Raw genomic sequence first — 16169 nt, 5'->3', positions numbered from 1 at the left:
GCCTTGATTAGTCTAGCCAGTGCACAGGCCCCGGCTCGTACTCGATATTTAATGTTTACGAGGCGCCAGATAGGCGAGCCAGTGCCGCTCGGCCAGTTTGAATAGCCGGACCAGAATAAACGTCAGCGCAAGGTAGAACACGCCGGCGGTGACATAGGCCTCGAAAGGCAGATAAAACTGGGAATTGACTGTACGGGCTGCGCCGGTAATGTCGACCAGGGTTACGATCGAGGCCAGACTAGTCGTCTGCAGCATCATGATGACCTCATTGCTGTACTGAGGCAGTGCGCGACGCAATGCAGAAGGTAATACGATCCGCCGATACATGAGCGAACGGGACATTCCCATCGCCTGAGCCGCCTCGATCTCACCGTGCGGCGTTGCCTTCAAGCTACCCGCAATGATCTCGGCGGTATAAGCGCTCGTGTTGATGGCAAAGGCCAGGCATGCACAAAACGTGGCGTTCGAGAGCCAAGGCCAGAGCCAGCTTTCCCTTATCACCTCGAATTGAGCCAAGCCGTAATAGATCAGGAAAAGCTGCACCAAGCCTGGTGTTCCTCGAATTACATACGTGTAAAGCCAGGCAGGAAAATTGATCAGAATACGCTTGGATACCCGCATAAACGCCAGCGGGATGGCAGCGGCCAGCCCAATGACCAGAGAAACAGCCAGCAACTTCAAGGTAACCAGAAGCCCGTTAAAATAAAGCGGCAAATTTTCCCAGATGACGTTGTAGTCAAAGATCATAGGTCAGCCACCTTAACGCCTGCGGAATAACGTCTTTCAACCAGCCTCAACAACAGAAGCGACACGCTGGTGATAATCAGATAAAGCGCCGCAACAGCCACGTAAAACGTGAAGGGCTCGCGGGTAGCATCGGCCGCCTGCTTGGCCTTGAACATCATGTCCTGCAGTCCCACCAGAGAGATCAGCGCGGTTGCCTTGGTCAGTACCAACCAATTATTGGTAAATCCAGGGATGGCCAGTCGAATCATTTGCGGGACAAGAATTCGGAAAAATACTTGGATGCCGCTCATGCCATAGGCAACACCCGCTTCAGCCTGCCCTTTTGGAATACCCAAAAAAGCGCCTCGAAAGGTTTCGGACAAATATGCGCCGAAGATGAAACCCAGAGTAAAAACACCTGCTGCAAACGGATTGATATCTATGTAATCGTCATACCCCACCATAGGAGCCAGACGATTAATCAAATCCTGACCACCGTAGAAGATCAGCAGAATCAATACCAGGTCGGGAATTCCCCGAATGACTGTCGAATACAGATCGCCCAGCCAAGCCAGCCAGCGTACCGGTGAAAGGCGAAAGGCAGCGCCAGCCAGACCCAGGCCGCAGGCCAACACCATGGATATCAGGGCCAGCTGTATGGTAAGCCAGGCACCATCGACAATATTCGCCCCGTAGCCGTTGAGCATAGTGGACAACTCCTCAGCGCAACAAAATCAAGCGCCCAGATACAAAACAGGCGCGATGGCAGTGAAGCCACCACGCCTCATCAGGATTCGTTAATTTCCGTAAATATTGAAATTAAAGTATTTGTCCTGAATTTTCTTATACGTACCGTTCTCGCGAATGGTGCTGATTGCAGTGTTCAGCTTCTCTTTCAGCTCACCGTCGTTCTTGCGTACAGCGATACCGATACCTTCGCCAAAATACTTGGAATCATTGAAGTCAGGCCCGGTAAAGGCAAACCCTTTGCCTGCATCGGTTTTCAGGAAGCCGTCGTCCAATAAGGTAGCATCGGCCAATGTGCCGTCGAGACGGCCCGCGGTCAGATCAAGATAAATTTCATTCTGAGAGCTATAGCGGGTGATGCTCACGCCGGCAGGCTCCAGTACCTCGATAGCAAAGCGGTCATGAATACTGCCACGCTGTACACCTAGCTTCTTACCCTTCAGGTCAGTCTTGATATCGTTGACCTGAGCGCCTTCCTTCATCACCAGCTTGGCTGGCGAATTGTAATATTTATTGGTGAAGTCAACGGAACGCTTACGTTCATCGGTGATGGACATCGATGACAGGATCATGTCGATCTTGCGTACTTTGAGTGCAGGGATAAGACCATCAAACTCCTGCTCAACCCACTGGCACTTGACCTTCATTTCAGCACACAGCGCGTTACCGATGTCATAGTCAAAACCCACGATGCTGCCGTCGGCTGCTTTCGAGGCAAAGGGCGGATACGCTGCTTCAATTCCGATGCGAACCGGCTTGCCATCGGCCGCTACAGATACGTTGGTGAGGACAGACAGCGCGAGAGCGCCAAGCAATGCCAGCTTTTTCATGCAAGCTCCTACGAAGGAATGGGCTGCGGACGTTAGTTAATAGCCCAGGCTACCAATACGCATGGCAATACTCTATGCACATGCATGGCACCAGCAATGCAGCAGCGTGGGTAGCGGCATTCTAGCGGCAGCCTAGTAAGGGTTATTTCGTCTATGCGACAAGTAATTACAGAAGGGTTTTAGACAGACCTAAACAGTCTTGACAGGCTATACGATAGCATGCTTGAAAAAAATTAAAAATAGATATACGAAGCAATAAGCGCGCCCAAGGACAATATTTCCTTATGAAACCGCTGCTTAGCTCAATTCGTGTAGAGCCAGGGAAGAGAGAATGCGCCGAAATGAAGCCTAGATGTTACTCATGGCCTCATTTCGGCGCATCCGTTGTTACGTACTCATGCTACAGCCTGATTCATGCCACGATGGGTATCAACAAGCTGCTGAACAACACCTGGATCGGCTAAGGTTGAAATGTCGCCCAACGCGTCATATTCACCTACAGCAATCTTGCGCAGGATCCGACGCATGATTTTTCCGGAGCGTGTTTTGGGCAGCCCCGGCGCCCACTGAATGATGTCAGGCGTTGCAATAGGCCCTATATCCTTACGCACCCACTGCTTGAGCTCTTGACGTAACGCTTCCGAAGGCTCTTCACCTGAGTTAAGGGTAACGTAAACATAGATCCCCTGCCCTTTAAGATCGTGAGGCATTCCTACCACAGCAGCTTCGGCCACCTTGGGATGTGCAACCATTGAGCTTTCAATCTCTGCCGTACCCATGCGGTGTCCCGAAACATTAAGGACATCATCAACGCGACCGGTAATCCAGTAATAACCATCCTCGTCACGACGGGCGCCGTCCCCGGTGAAATACATACCCTTGAATGTCTTGAAATAGGTATCCACGAAACGATCGTGGTCACCGTAGATCGTGCGCGCCTGTCCCGGCCAGGAATCTAGAATAACCAGATTGCCCTCCGCAGCCCCTTCAATGATATTGCCTTCATTATCGACAAGTGCTGGCTGAACACCAAAGAAAGGCCGTGTGGCGGAGCCAGGCTTCAAGGCCGTAGCGCCAGGCAATGGACTGATCAGAATTCCGCCCGTCTCGGTCTGCCACCAGGTATCAACAACCGGGCAGCGCTCTTGTCCTACGGTTTTGTAGTACCAGTGCCACGCCTCAGGGTTGATCGGCTCACCTACTGACCCCAGCAGGCGCAGACTTTTACCATCGGCCCCTCGAACAGCCGCATCCCCCTGGGCCATCATCGCTCGGATAGCCGTCGGAGCGGTATATAGAATATTTACCTGATGCTTGTCGATAATCTGGGCGACACGGGTTACGTCCGGGTAGTTGGGGACCCCTTCGAACAATAACGTGGTAGCCCCATTGGCTAAAGGCCCGTAGACAATGTAGCTATGACCGGTAATCCAGCCTACATCAGCCGTACACCAATAAACCTCGCCTGGCTTATAGTCGAACACCCGCTCATGCGTGAGTGACGCATAAACCATATAGCCGCCAGTAGTATGCATGACGCCCTTGGGTTTACCGGTAGAGCCTGAGGTATACAGGATGAACAGTGGCGCCTCGGCATCCATCTCCTTGGGCTCGCAGTGCGCGGAGGCAACCTGAGTTACGTCGTGATACCAGACGTCGCGGTGCGCATGCCAGGCAATGGGAGCACCCGTGCGCTTGCATACAATGACTTTACGAACACAGCATGTATCCGGATTGGTCAAGGCCTCGTCAACGTTGGCTTTCAGAGGTGTTTTCTTGCCGCCTCGGATACCCTCGTCCGCAGTGATGATGACTTTAGAGCGACAGTCACTGATACGACCCGCTAATGACTCAGGAGAAAAGCCGCCGAAGACGACAGAATGCACCGCACCGATGCGAGCGCACGCCAACATGGCTACCACTGCTTCTGGAATCATCGGCATATAGATGGTGACTACGTCACCACGGTGTACATCCTGGCCACGCAGTGCATTAGCAAACTTGCAGACCTCTTCGTGCAATTCACGATAGGTAATGTGACGATGCTCGGAAGGATCATCGCCCTCCCAGATAATAGCCACTTGATCACCCCGCGTTTCGAGATGGCGATCAAGGCAATTGTAAGACGCGTTCAACGTTCCATCGGCAAACCACTTGATATCGACATGGTGATCGTCAAATGAAGTTTGTTTGACGCGAGTAAATGGCTTTGTCCAGCTGATCCGCTGGGCCTGCTCCCGCCAGAATCCGTCTGGATTAATCACGGACTTCTGATATAGAGCCTTATAGCTAGCGTCATCAGTCAGCGTCAGGGCGGCTACTTCAGGACGTACGGGATAGAGGGATGCGGCACTCATGGCGGTTACCTCAACGGAGAAGTTTGTTGTTTTTGTAGTTCCGTTTTACTGGCTGAGCGCCTTGGTAACTATTCGACAAAGGTCTTAACGGCTATCTCAGTACTGATGCCGCTTGATCATGGACAGGAACGTAAATCGCTGATGTCCCGGTGAAAGACAGCCGAGGCGCCAGATAATCTGATTACCATCAAAAAGGCAGGCTTACATCAAAAGAAGGGAGTCATGCTCAGGAAACACTGCAGACAAATCAAATGTCCGTACAAACTCCTCTATGAAAAATCAACCCGGCCACGCCCTGCCTTGACTGCACTGCGCTTGGTCTTTCCTTCGAGTCGTCTCTTTTTGGACGCCAGCGTTGGCTTGGTTGGACGACGTGTTTTTTGAACGCGGGTAACACTCTGAATAAGCTCAGCAAGACGCGTTAATGCATCTTCACGGTTCTGCTCCTGCGTTCTGTATTGCTGCGCCTTGAGTACCACAACACCTTCACGCGTAATACGCGTGTCCTGCAGAGCTAGCAGCCTTTCTTTATAAAAATCCGGGAGCGACGAAGCCCGGATATCGAAACGCAAATGAATGGCGCTGGATACCTTGTTTACATTTTGGCCGCCCGCCCCCTGAGCACGCACCGCCGTCAATTCCACTTCAGTATCTGGCAGGGAAACAGTATTGGATATACTAATCATTGATATGCAGCCATAAGCAAGAACGTACCTTGATAGACCTCAAGGGATCATGAGGGTTTAAAGACAATAGGCGGACTAGAACTCAGTACCGCGCACCAACCACATGCCCAAAAGCTCGGAGAGGTTATCGAGGGGCTGATAACCATTGGTGACAAGTGCTAGTTGACCCTCACGCTCCGCCAGCAAGGTTGGGAAGCCTGCAATGCCTAAATTGAGAGCCCAGTCAAAGTCCGCCTGGGTTGCGGCTCTTGTTTCTGGGGCATCGAAAGCCGGAGCAAACTCAATGCGAGGCAGCCCTGCCTTCTCCGCCAGCTCAACAAGAACAGCCGGCTGGGTAACATCGCGGTTTTCTACATAAAAAGCACGCTGGATAAGCTTTGCCAGCGGCCATACCGCCTGCTCATCCAATCCTCTTGCTGCAACTAGTGCTCGACAGGCCGGTTCTGTATCGTAGACAAACCCTTCAGGCAGCGCATTGTCAACCGTGAAGGGTTGGCCTGTAGTTTCCTCGACTGCTTGCCAATAAGACAGAGTACGCACCCGCGCTGCGGCATCCATGGCGACTCGCTCTCTACGCAGCCCACCTACGACAAGATGCATGGGCACGCCATAGAGACGTGCCTGCTCAGCCAGTGCTTCCATGACAGGCGCGAACCCCCAGCACCAGGAACACATAGGATCCATTACATAGAGCAATCGCGCCTTCATAGGTCAAGCCTCCTGCGATAGCTTGGAAACCTGTCGGGGATCCCGGCCAATGGGATGCGGCTGATTCCGCTGCCTGGCCAGCTCAATCTGCTTCTGACGCTCACGTGCGCTGATACGTGTTTTTTCTGGCAATGAGTCCCAGCAATGAGGACAGCTAATGCCAGGCACGTAGTGCTCAGATTCCCGATCTGCAGCTGATATGGGCGTCCGGCAAGCATGACACTGATCATACTCCCCTTCACTCAGATCGTGCCTGACCGTTACACGGTTATCGAACACAAAACAGTCCCCCTGCCAAAGACTGTCCTCCTGCGGCACCTCTTCCAGATATTTCAGAATACCACCCTTAAGATGATAGACCTCTTCAAAGCCCTCATTGAGCATGAAGCTCGATGCTTTCTCGCAGCGGATACCACCAGTGCAGAACATGGCCACTTTTTTATGACGGGAAGGATCAAAATTCTGCCTGACATACTGAGGAAACTCGCGGAAGGATTTGGTCTTGGGATCCACCGCATTGGTAAAGGTCCCGATACCGACCTCGTAATCATTGCGCGTATCAATCAATACAACATCAGGGTCTGAAATAAGCGCATTCCAGTCTTTCGGATCTACGTAGGTTCCAACCTTCTTGTTGGGATCGACGCCCGGCACGCCCAAGGTGACAATTTCCTTCTTGAGCTTGACCTTGGTCCGATAGAACGGCTGCTCATCGCAATAGGATTCCTTGTGCTCAAGATCAACCAGACGCGAGTCTGCCTTCAAAAAAGCCAGAACCGCATCAATTCCGGCCCGAGAGCCAGCAATGGTGCCATTGATGCCCTCTTGCGCCAGTAGCAGGGTGCCCTTTACCTCATTGTCCAACATGACAGTAAGCAAGGGCTCACGGCGCTCGACGTAATCTTCAAGGGTGACAAATTTATACAGTGCAGCTACAACAATAGAACCAGACATGTCGACTTCTCCAGTGGTCGTCCTCGTAAGGGACGGACCGGTTAATGCACAACGCCGGCAAAGGCCGGCGCTGGAGCGACAAGTCTAAGGAAGCGCAACGGGCTTGAACAGAGCCCTCAAGCGGAACACAGCCATTTCTAGTCGTGCAGTCCGTCATGCTTGCTGCCACCGCGACATGTCGGCGACTCAGGTGCCATTCCTTGCCTGGCCCACTCTTCGGGTGTGTAGGTATGAAGCGCCAGGGCATGAAACTCACCCATCAGCCCACCCAGCGCCCCGTAGACCTTCTGATGCCGCTTAACGGCATTCAACCCTTCAAATTGTTCACTGACCACTACAGCCTTGTAATGGGTTTCCTGACCACGGCTGTGCATGTGGCTTTCGTCAACAACATCAAGATGCTGCGGCTGCAGCATGCTTAACGTTGAAAGAATACGGTCGCGCATACTCATGGATAGGTCTCGCTTATTTCTTAGAACCGCTACCTTCAGGAGCAGCCTGTGGCTTAACACCCAGCTCCTTATCCATATCACTCAGCAGCTTGTTGACCTGGGGAACTGCCTGCTCGAGCTTGCCCTGGGTCAGCTGGGCAGACTGCATGGAGATCTGCGGTAGCGTGTTCATCATTTTCTTACCCAGTGGAGACTGGTAGAAGTCGATCAAGTCTTTCAGCTCGGCTTCACTGAAGTTCTGAGTATAGAGCTTGACCAGATCAGGCTTAACCTTGTCCCAACCAATCGACTTGTCCAGTGTTGCATTAGCACGAGCAACGTAGCTTTCAAGAACAGCCTTCTTGCCCGGAGCCTTGGCTTGGGCGAAATGCTGATCAAACAATTCATGCACTTGGGCATAAACCGGTGTAGTGAGCTTGTCGGCGTTGGCCAGCTTTAGAAACCGCTCGGCTTGGGCAGCATGGCTAGCCGCATCAGCCAGGGCCAGGCCACTGACACCAGAGAGCATCACAGCGGTGCAGACAGCACGAAAAGTCTTCATCGGACATCCTTTGAACATGAATAGCGATAGCTAAAAGATCCGTATTCTGCCCACGTGTTTCCCGATGACTCAAGTCGTATTCCGGCTCCGTTCAGGCAAGCTTCAGCATCTTCAATGGTAAATCCAGCTGAAATCTGACCCGCCTGATGTTTTCGGAACCCACCCCACATCTGAATAGACTAATCACCGATAAGCGCTAGCCTTGGCTCTATTGGTTTCTCATCACTACTTGAAGGCCTTTCATTGGCCAGCGCGCCGACCACCCAAATCTGCATGCAGGAGAGCATCATGAGCCGTACCGAAACCGACAGCCTAGGTCCTGTAGAAGTCGACGAAAATGCCTATTGGGGAGCTCAGACACAGCGCTCCATGGAAAACTTCGCCATTGGTGGCCAGAAAATGCCGCTGGCGATCGTGCATGCACTTACGCTGATCAAGAAAGCAGCGGCTCGGGTGAATGCAGGGCTAGGCGAATTGCCGCAAGAGATAGCGGACCTTATCGAGCAATCAAGCAATGAGGTGCTTGAAGGGCGTCATGATGATCAGTTTCCCTTGGTTGTCTGGCAAACCGGCAGCGGCACCCAAAGCAATATGAACGTCAATGAAGTGATTGCGGGGCGCGCCAATGAACTTGCAGGCCAGGGCAAGGGCGGCAAGAAGCCTGTGCACCCTAACGACCATGTCAACCGCGGCCAAAGCTCCAACGACTGCTTCCCGACTGCCATGCACATCGCAACTGCACAAGCCGTACTGGGAGATCTGCTGCCTGCTATCGATGAGCTTTCCGGAGGTCTGGCCCAGCAGGCCGCACGCCATATGAGTCTGGTCAAAACTGGCCGTACCCATATGATGGACGCAACACCTATTACTTTCGGCCAGGAAGTATCGGCCTACGTCGCTCAGCTCGACATCGCTCAGAGCGCCATTCGTGCAGCCCTTCCAGCCATTTATGAACTTGCTCAGGGCGGAACGGCAGTAGGAACTGGCCTCAACTCTCCCAAAGGCTTCGACGAGGCTATTGCAAAAGAAATTGCATCACTTACCGGCCTACCCTTTGTCACTGCACCCAACAAGTTTGCTGCCCTGGCAGGTCACGAACCACTTAGCGCACTGTCAGGCGCACTGAAAACGCTGGCCGTAGCCCTCATGAAGATTGGTAACGACCTGCGCCTGCTGGGCTCCGGCCCCAGGGCAGGCTTTGCCGAGGTCAAGCTACCAGCCAATGAGCCTGGCAGTTCCATTATGCCCGGCAAGGTCAATCCAACCCAGGCGGAAGCCTTGACCATGCTGGCCTGCCAGGTAATGGGGAACGATACCACCATCACTTTCGCTGCCAGCCAGGGGCATCTGCAGCTGAACGTCTTCAAGCCTGTCATTGCCTATAACATTCTTGAATCCATTCGCTTACTGGCCGACGGCTGCCGCAATTTCAACAAACATTGCGTAGCCGGCATGGAGCCTGACGCCGAGAAAATGGCAGCTCACCTTGAGCAAGGTCTGATGCTTGTAACAGCCTTGAACCCCCACATTGGTTATGACAAGGCCGCTGAAATTGCGAAGAAGGCTTATGCCGAAAATAAGACCCTCAGAACAGCGGCCCTTGAGCTTGGTCATCTGAACGAGGCGCAGTTCGATGAGTGGGTAAGGCCTGAAACCATGCTGGAAGCAGGCAGCCATGGCTGAGCCAAGAACGGGCGCAACACCTCTAGAGGGCGATGGCAAACGAGTCCTGGTTATCCAGGGCTCGCCCAAGAGCGAAAGCTTCTGTCATGCGCTGAGCGCAGCCTATATACAAGGGGCTCGCCAACATAATCATGTGGTACGTGAACTACGACTGGGAGAGCTTAGTTTCGACCCGGTACTTCGAGAAGGCTACGATAAGAGCCAGATTCTTGAAGAAGATTTGCTGGAAGCTCAACGACTGATTCATTGGGCAGAACATCTTCTATTTGTTTACCCCATCTGGTGGGGTGGTCTACCTGCCCTTTTAAGCGGCTTTATCGAGCGTGTTTTCTTGCCAGGCTTTGCATTCGCTTATCGCGATCAGATCTGGGGAGGTGAACAACTTCTATCAGGCCGAAGCGCTGACCTTATCGTCACTGCTGACAGCCTGCCCACTCCCTGGAAGCGCCTGAGAGGACTTTCTCCGCATCGCCTCATGATGCGAGAGGCCTTGGATGTGTGTGGCATACAGATTCGTGAACATCTGGAATTCGCACCAATAAGAGCAAGTAGCGAGGAACAACGATTGAGATGGCTTCAAGATGTGCAAAGAATGGGGTCATACTTGAACTAGAAACCTTTATTAAAAGGTATGCTGCTAAATTAATTACCTGAACTTAATAAATAGTCTTTTAAATAAGAAAGCCCCAATATGCATAACAGAACTGACTTCGTAGAAACCAAACCTTATTTGAGTTGCGCTGGCGTATGCTTGTCAGCGCACTTTCATGACAAAACATAATTTCATAATATGTAACAATCTTTATTTTTAGCACTCTCGCTTCGACTCCTTTCCCGCTTCTTTTTGTAGTGCTTGCCTGCTGTCAATTCCCTACAATCAACAATCTCTCAACCAAGGTGCGACATATTGAAGCAGGTATTGAAAAATCAAGGACTTAGCTAGCTCCTTGTATCGCCTAAAAGCGACTCAATGATAGACGTGAACCCTAGATGAACTTAAACTGCGCACGGCCCAATAAGGCGTGCCTTGAAGCGCTCTTGAGAGAGAGAAAAAACACCTGATTGATAGCAATATGCCTACATAAGGCAGGGTGAATTTTCAACTTGCAACAATATGCTCGCTCGCAAGCAGATGGCTTCAAGTCCACCGGGTTGGTAAGCAAGCGAGATTGGTCCGGATGCTGCCCATTAGCGCGTCCGCATAGGCCTCGTGCTTATTGGTACAGCTTACGCTACCCAAGTTGCAGCGTTATTTTTTGGTACACGGCACTGACGTGAATAAGATTCATGGCACGGCCAAGCCTTAAATGTATCCCCTGCTATGCTTGGTAATACCACGAGCGCGTAGCCTGTCTGGGAGAGTCCTGTTTTCCAGTTGCGATCGATTTCAACATTAAGGCCCGAACAAGCCCGCACTCTACGCAGGCTAGGTAAGGAGGACTGGTGAAACGTGCAATCCAGACGTAGGCCCAAGACTGGCTCAGCTTGGCTCAAATGGATTTCGGTCGTAACATATCCTTACATGTGACTCAATGACGCACCACGTCATCGACACGTTTGTAATGACCGCGACACCCAAAGCTTCATCAGCCTGACCTATTTCTGCGCCGCACTTAAATAAGTGATGGTACCGATTACTGGCTATCCCCCTGAAACGAAGAGTGCCCCTCAACCGAGGTCGTGAGATGAGAAAAAAGAAACATAGTATTTTTTCTAGCCTATTGGCTTTAGGTGCCACTGGTTTACTCAGTGGTTGTAACATGACGCTTTTAGACCCTAAAGGCCCAGTAGGTTTAGAATCAAAACACCTTATATTGACTGCCACTGGCCTGATGTTGATTGTCGTTATCCCAGTCATCGTCATGGCGATCCTTTTCTCAATCAAATATCGCGCCTCCAATAAGGATGCCGATTACGCACCCAATTGGGCGCACTCGACCAAGATTGAAGTGGTGGTGTGGGGTGTTCCGCTGGTGATCGTGGCTATTCTGGCCGTGCTCATCTGGAAGACCAGCCACTCTCTTGACCCTTTCAGGCCACTCGACTCTGACGTCAAGCCGATTACCATCGAAGCTATTGCTACCGATTGGAAGTGGGTTTTCGTTTATCCGGAACAGGGCATCGCTACGGTCAACGAGATTGCATTCCCGGCCAACACGCCGGTTAACTTTCGCATCACCTCCGATACCGTCATGAACACTCTGTTTATTCCGGCCTTGGGCAGCATGGTTTACGCCATGGGTGGCATGCAGACCCAACTGCATTTGATGGCTCATGAAACTGGCCAATATGGCGGTGGCTCGGCCAACTACAGCGGCGCTGGCTTCTCGGATATGAAGTTCATCGCACACGCTACGACACCTGAAGAATTCAACGCGTGGGTCGACAAGGTCAAGGCTTCTCCCAAGACACTGAGCTCTGAGGTCTATGCAGACCTGGCCATGCCCAGCGAGAAGCACCCGATCGAGTATTACTCATCCGTGGCTCCTCACCTTTTCCAGGACATCATCGATAAATACTTGAAAGGCGATTACAGCAAGCGTGTAGATCAGGTAATGGATCAGGCAATGAATAAGAGTGCGCACGAAGGTGCGGCGGAGTAAATCATGTTCGGAAAATTAAGTCTCGCAGACATTCCTTATCATGAACCGATCATCGTAGGTGCGGTCGGTGCCATGATTCTGGGTGTGATAGCCGTATTTATCGGCCTCACCTATTTCAAGAAATGGGGTTACCTGTGGTCCGAATGGATCACGACAGTTGACCACAAGAAAATCGGGGTGATGTACATCCTGGTGGCGCTCATCATGCTGCTCCGCGGCTTCTCCGACGCCATTATGATGCGTGCACAGCAGGCTATCGCAGCCGGCGGTGCAGAAGGCTATCTGCCTCCGCATCACTATGACCAGATTTTCACCGCACACGGCACGATCATGATCTTCTTCGTGGCCATGCCGATGGTGACTGGCCTGATGAACCTTGTCGTGCCGCTGCAAATTGGCGCGCGGGACGTTGCCTTCCCCTTCCTGAACTCCTTCAGCTTCTGGGTGTTCGCGGTAGGTGCGATCCTCATCAACCTGTCTCTAGCCATAGGTGAATTCGCAGCAACCGGCTGGGTAGCCTATCCACCACTATCGGGTATTCAATATAGCCCGGGCGTAGGGGTAGATTACTACATCTGGGCATTGCAGCTTTCGGGCCTGGGTACGTTGTTAACAGGTGTGAACTTTGTGGTAACCATTTTAAAAATGCGTACCACTGGCATGACTCTAATGAGAATGCCGATCTTCACCTGGAACGCCCTGTGCACCAGTATTCTGATCGTTGCAGCTTTCCCGATTCTGACCGCCACATTGGCTATGCTCTCGCTTGACCGTTATCTGGGCATGCACTTCTTCACCAACGAGCTTGGTGGCAACCCCATGATGTACGTCAACTTGATTTGGGCGTGGGGTCACCCGGAAGTATATATCCTCATTCTGCCCGCCTTTGGCGTGTTCTCTGAGGTAGCGTCTACATTCAGCGGCAAGCGCATGTTCGGCTACGTATCCATGGTATGGGCTACGCTGGCTATTACCGTGCTGTCCTTTATCGTATGGCTGCACCACTTCTTTACCATGGGCTCCGGCGCTAACGTCAATGCGTTCTTCGGTATCGCTACGACTATTATTGCCATCCCGACTGGTGTGAAGATCTTTACCTGGCTCTTCACCATGTATAAAGGCCGTATCCGCTTCACTACTCCCATGTTGTGGACGATTGGCTTTATTGTCACCTTCAGTATCGGTGGTATGACTGGCGTTCTACTGGCTGTTCCAGGTGCCGACTTCGTTCTGCACAACAGCCTGTTCCTGATCGCTCACTTCCATAACGTGATCATTGGTGGCGCTGTATTCGGTTACTTTGCAGGTGTTGCCTACTGGTTCCCGAAAGCCTTCGGTTTCACACTTAATGAAAGACTGGGTAAATACGCCTTCTGGTGCTGGTTGGTTGGCTTCTATGTAGCCTTCATGCCGCTGTATGTACTGGGCTTCATGGGTATGACTCGTCGTCTGAACCACTATGACAACCCGGACTGGCATCCTTGGCTGATCGTGGCGGCTATTGGTACAGCTATCATCCTGTGTGGCGTCCTATGCCAGTTGCTTCAGTACTATGTCAGCATCCGTGACCGTAAACTGAACCAGGATGTAACCGGTGACCCATGGGGTGGCCGTACACTGGAATGGTCTACTTCTTCTCCGCCACCTTTCTATAACTTCGCAGAGCAGCCGGTTGTTGATGATATCGACGCGTACTGGGGAGCTAAGGAAAAAGGTCTGGCTGAGCGTAAAGCTGCTGACTACAAAGACATTCACATGCCGCGCAACACAGGCGTTGGATTCATCATGGGTATGTTCAGTCTAGCCCTCGGCTTTGCTCTTATCTGGCACATCTGGTGGCTAGCTGCTGTTGGATTCGTCGGCATGATCGCTACCTTTATCGTTCGCAGCTTCGACGATGACATCGACTACTACGTACCTGCCGCTGAAGTGGCACGTATCGAGAATGAACATCTCCAGAAACTAGCAGCGAGTCAGGCTTAAACCTATGTCTAGTCAAGTTCTTCATAACCAAGTTGCCCATGCTGAGGAGCATGGGCACCACGATGCCGGATCCATGACTGTATTCGGCTTCTGGCTATACCTGATGACGGACTGCATCCTGTTTGCGACTATTTTCGCATCCTATGCTGTCCTGAGCGGTAGCTTTGCCGGTGGTCCTACCGGTAAAGAAATTTTTGAACTGTCCTATGTTCTGGTAGAAACCTTCCTGCTGCTGTTCAGTAGTATCACGTATGGCTTTGCCATGATCGCTGCGCATAAAGAGCAGAAGAGCAAAGTCCTGGGTTGGTTGGCGATTACTTTCCTATTCGGCCTTGGCTTCATCGTGATGGAAATCAACGAATTCCACCACCTGATTGCAGAAGGTTTTGGCCCTCAGCGTAGCGCGTTTCTATCTGCGTTCTTTACCTTGGTCGGTACTCACGGTCTGCACGTCACATCCGGTCTGATCTGGATGGCAATCCTGATGATTCAGGTTAGCCAGAAAGGTCTGACTGCGACCAACCAGACCCGCCTGATGTGCCTGAGCCTCTTCTGGCACTTCCTGGACATCGTCTGGATCTGCGTGTTTACCGTTGTATATCTGATGGGGGTTATGTAATGGCTCACGAACACGGACATATCGTCCATGCGGGCTCTAGCCACGGCACTGTGAAGTCTTACATTATCGGCTTCGTTCTGTCCGTCATCCTGACCGTGATCCCATTCGGCATTGTCATGAACCCTGTGTTGTCACAGTCGGCTACGCTGATCGTGATCTGGGTGATGGCACTTGTGCAGATCTTTGTACACCTAGTGTTCTTCCTGCACATGAACACGTCGTCCGAGCAGCGCTGGAATGTGATCGCTTTTGCTTTCACTATTCTGATTACTGTTATCGTGGTCGCGGGCTCGCTGTGGATCATTCACGGCATGCATAGCAACATGCTGGCCCACTAAGAGTCGCTTCGATGATCAAGAAATACCTACTTATAACGAAGCCAGGCATTATCTTCGGCAACCTGATCTCGGTTGCCGGAGGTTTTTTCCTTGCTTCGAAAGGAAGCATCGACTTAGCACTTTTCTTAGCTACCGCAGTAGGGGTGTCTCTGGTCATCGCTTCCGGCTGCGTCTTCAATAACTATATTGACCGTGACATTGATAAGGTCATGGAACGGACGAAAAATCGTGTCCTCGTCCAAGGACTTATCTCTCCAAGTGTCACATTGTCCTATGCCACGCTCTTGGGCATTGCGGGTATCGCGCTTCTTTACTTCAAGGTAAATGCGCTATCCGCAGCCTTTGGGCTCATGGGATTCGTTGTGTATGTGGGTCTATACAGCCTGTGCCTGAAGCGTAAATCTGTGTATGGCACCCTAGTGGGTAGCCTGTCGGGTGCGGCTCCTCCTGTAATCGGCTATTGCGCCGTTAGCAATGAGTTCGATATGGGTGCCGCTATCCTTCTGCTGATTTTCTGCCTCTGGCAAATGCCGCACTCCTACGCTATTGCAATCTTCAGACTGAACGACTATCGGGCAGCTTCAATTCCGGTATTGCCAGTCATGAAGGGTATCCCTGTAACCAAGCGCCATATTACGGTCTATATCCTGGCCTTTTTGGCCGCTACGCTAGCGCTCACGATTGGGGGCTACGCCGGTTATAAGTACTTGGTGGTTGCAGCAGCCATGGGCGTTTATTGGTTGCGCATGGCTCTAATGGGCTACAAGACCAACGATGACAATGCCTGGGCAAGAAAATTGTTCGTCTTCTCCATCGTTACGATCACTGCGCTGAGCGTGATGATGTCGGTAGACTTCAATGTTCCTGCCTCTGAAGTACTGGTAGCAATGGCTCGCTAACAGTGCCTCACCTCAGGGCCTGGACAACTCGTTCAGGTCCTGA

The 16169-nt window shown here is 51.8% G+C and carries 16 protein-coding genes; 7 read left to right on the top strand and 9 right to left on the bottom strand.

Annotation, left to right across the window (positions count from 1 at the left end):
- Positions 1–48: 48 nt before the first annotated feature.
- The 9 genes from AC4LF3_RS06705 to AC4LF3_RS06665 all read right to left on the bottom strand — a co-directional run bounded on the left by AC4LF3_RS06705 (position 49) and on the right by AC4LF3_RS06665 (position 8001).
- The gene (locus AC4LF3_RS06705; protein ID WP_010797675.1) at positions 49–747 is read right to left on the bottom strand and encodes an ABC transporter permease; all 699 of its coding nucleotides are present in this window, start codon (positions 745–747) and stop codon (positions 49–51) included.
- On the bottom strand, positions 744–1433 hold the full coding sequence (locus AC4LF3_RS06700; RefSeq protein WP_010797674.1) for an ABC transporter permease: 690 nt from the start codon (positions 1431–1433) through the stop codon (positions 744–746). The genes AC4LF3_RS06705 and AC4LF3_RS06700 overlap by 4 nt, the downstream gene beginning before the upstream one ends.
- 90 nt (positions 1434–1523) lie before the next feature.
- The gene (locus AC4LF3_RS06695) at positions 1524–2303 is read right to left on the bottom strand and encodes an ABC transporter substrate-binding protein (RefSeq protein WP_491834981.1); all 780 of its coding nucleotides are present in this window, start codon (positions 2301–2303) and stop codon (positions 1524–1526) included.
- 395 nt (positions 2304–2698) lie between these two features.
- Positions 2699–4660, bottom strand: coding sequence for an acetate--CoA ligase (acs, locus tag AC4LF3_RS06690; RefSeq protein WP_491834980.1), 1962 nt, complete (start codon positions 4658–4660; stop codon positions 2699–2701).
- 269 nt (positions 4661–4929) lie between these two features.
- The gene (gene arfB, locus AC4LF3_RS06685) at positions 4930–5346 is read right to left on the bottom strand and encodes an alternative ribosome rescue aminoacyl-tRNA hydrolase ArfB (RefSeq protein ID WP_074827520.1); all 417 of its coding nucleotides are present in this window, start codon (positions 5344–5346) and stop codon (positions 4930–4932) included.
- Positions 5347–5421: 75 nt separating this feature from the next.
- A complete protein-coding gene (locus AC4LF3_RS06680) occupies positions 5422–6054 on the bottom strand; it encodes a DsbA family protein (protein WP_312271376.1) in 633 nt (210 codons plus the stop codon).
- 3 nt (positions 6055–6057) lie between these two features.
- Entirely contained in the window at positions 6058–7008 is a 951-nt protein-coding gene (trhO, locus tag AC4LF3_RS06675; protein ID WP_019365884.1) for an oxygen-dependent tRNA uridine(34) hydroxylase TrhO, read from the bottom strand.
- Positions 7009–7145: 137 nt separating this feature from the next.
- Complete coding sequence (locus AC4LF3_RS06670; RefSeq protein WP_010797668.1) at positions 7146–7460, bottom strand: BolA family protein; 315 nt, start codon at positions 7458–7460, stop codon at positions 7146–7148.
- Positions 7461–7473: 13 nt separating this feature from the next.
- A complete protein-coding gene (locus AC4LF3_RS06665) occupies positions 7474–8001 on the bottom strand; it encodes a DUF2059 domain-containing protein (protein ID WP_239383634.1) in 528 nt (175 codons plus the stop codon).
- A 288-nt stretch (positions 8002–8289) separates the two neighbouring features.
- Between AC4LF3_RS06665 and AC4LF3_RS06660 the strand changes: the two genes are divergently transcribed.
- From AC4LF3_RS06660 to cyoE, 7 genes are all read left to right on the top strand, one after another.
- The gene (locus tag AC4LF3_RS06660) at positions 8290–9684 is read left to right on the top strand and encodes a class II fumarate hydratase (RefSeq protein WP_491834979.1); all 1395 of its coding nucleotides are present in this window, start codon (positions 8290–8292) and stop codon (positions 9682–9684) included.
- Entirely contained in the window at positions 9677–10297 is a 621-nt protein-coding gene (locus AC4LF3_RS06655) for an NAD(P)H-dependent oxidoreductase (RefSeq protein ID WP_122043095.1), read from the top strand. Before AC4LF3_RS06660 ends, AC4LF3_RS06655 begins: the two co-directional genes overlap by 8 nt.
- Before the next feature lie 1072 nt (positions 10298–11369).
- A complete protein-coding gene (cyoA, locus tag AC4LF3_RS06650) occupies positions 11370–12287 on the top strand; it encodes a ubiquinol oxidase subunit II (protein WP_026003959.1) in 918 nt (305 codons plus the stop codon).
- 3 nt (positions 12288–12290) lie between these two features.
- Positions 12291–14270, top strand: coding sequence for a cytochrome o ubiquinol oxidase subunit I (gene cyoB / locus AC4LF3_RS06645; protein ID WP_010797663.1), 1980 nt, complete (start codon positions 12291–12293; stop codon positions 14268–14270).
- A gap of 4 nt (positions 14271–14274) precedes the next feature.
- Positions 14275–14889 carry a cytochrome o ubiquinol oxidase subunit III gene (locus AC4LF3_RS06640; protein WP_491834978.1) on the top strand — a complete coding sequence of 205 codons (615 nt, stop codon included), beginning with the start codon at positions 14275–14277 and terminating at the stop codon, positions 14887–14889.
- Positions 14889–15227 (top strand): cytochrome o ubiquinol oxidase subunit IV, encoded by a 339-nt coding sequence (cyoD, locus tag AC4LF3_RS06635; RefSeq protein WP_010797661.1) that lies wholly within the window; start codon positions 14889–14891, stop codon positions 15225–15227. Before AC4LF3_RS06640 ends, cyoD begins: the two co-directional genes overlap by 1 nt.
- An 11-nt stretch (positions 15228–15238) precedes the next feature.
- Entirely contained in the window at positions 15239–16126 is an 888-nt protein-coding gene (cyoE, locus tag AC4LF3_RS06630) for a heme o synthase (RefSeq protein ID WP_010797660.1), read from the top strand.
- Positions 16127–16169 lie beyond the last annotated feature (43 nt).

This window comes from Pseudomonas sp. C2.3V (assembly GCF_058536325.1).
The sequence above is the reverse complement of the archived record's forward strand: the minus strand, read 5'-3'. Positions and strand labels throughout refer to the sequence as shown.

Excerpts from the sequence above, each read along its gene's own strand:
- AC4LF3_RS06700 (WP_010797674.1), bottom strand. The coding sequence starts at position 1,433 with ATGCTCAACGGCTACGGGGCGAATATTGTCGATGGTGCCTGGCTTACC.
- AC4LF3_RS06665 (WP_239383634.1), bottom strand. The coding sequence starts at position 8,001 with ATGAAGACTTTTCGTGCTGTCTGCACCGCTGTGATGCTCTCTGGTGTC.
- AC4LF3_RS06655 (WP_122043095.1), top strand. The coding sequence starts at position 9,677 with ATGGCTGAGCCAAGAACGGGCGCAACACCTCTAGAGGGCGATGGCAAA.
- trhO (WP_019365884.1), bottom strand. The coding sequence starts at position 7,008 with ATGTCTGGTTCTATTGTTGTAGCTGCACTGTATAAATTTGTCACCCTT.
- cyoD (WP_010797661.1), top strand. The coding sequence starts at position 14,889 with ATGGCTCACGAACACGGACATATCGTCCATGCGGGCTCTAGCCACGGC.
- cyoE (WP_010797660.1), top strand. The coding sequence starts at position 15,239 with ATGATCAAGAAATACCTACTTATAACGAAGCCAGGCATTATCTTCGGC.
- AC4LF3_RS06705 (WP_010797675.1), bottom strand. The coding sequence starts at position 747 with ATGATCTTTGACTACAACGTCATCTGGGAAAATTTGCCGCTTTATTTT.
- acs (WP_491834980.1), bottom strand. The coding sequence starts at position 4,660 with ATGAGTGCCGCATCCCTCTATCCCGTACGTCCTGAAGTAGCCGCCCTG.
- cyoB (WP_010797663.1), top strand. The coding sequence starts at position 12,291 with ATGTTCGGAAAATTAAGTCTCGCAGACATTCCTTATCATGAACCGATC.
- AC4LF3_RS06680 (WP_312271376.1), bottom strand. The coding sequence starts at position 6,054 with ATGAAGGCGCGATTGCTCTATGTAATGGATCCTATGTGTTCCTGGTGC.
- AC4LF3_RS06660 (WP_491834979.1), top strand. The coding sequence starts at position 8,290 with ATGAGCCGTACCGAAACCGACAGCCTAGGTCCTGTAGAAGTCGACGAA.
- AC4LF3_RS06640 (WP_491834978.1), top strand. The coding sequence starts at position 14,275 with ATGTCTAGTCAAGTTCTTCATAACCAAGTTGCCCATGCTGAGGAGCAT.
- AC4LF3_RS06695 (WP_491834981.1), bottom strand. The coding sequence starts at position 2,303 with ATGAAAAAGCTGGCATTGCTTGGCGCTCTCGCGCTGTCTGTCCTCACC.
- cyoA (WP_026003959.1), top strand. The coding sequence starts at position 11,370 with ATGAGAAAAAAGAAACATAGTATTTTTTCTAGCCTATTGGCTTTAGGT.
- AC4LF3_RS06670 (WP_010797668.1), bottom strand. The coding sequence starts at position 7,460 with ATGAGTATGCGCGACCGTATTCTTTCAACGTTAAGCATGCTGCAGCCG.
- arfB (WP_074827520.1), bottom strand. The coding sequence starts at position 5,346 with ATGATTAGTATATCCAATACTGTTTCCCTGCCAGATACTGAAGTGGAA.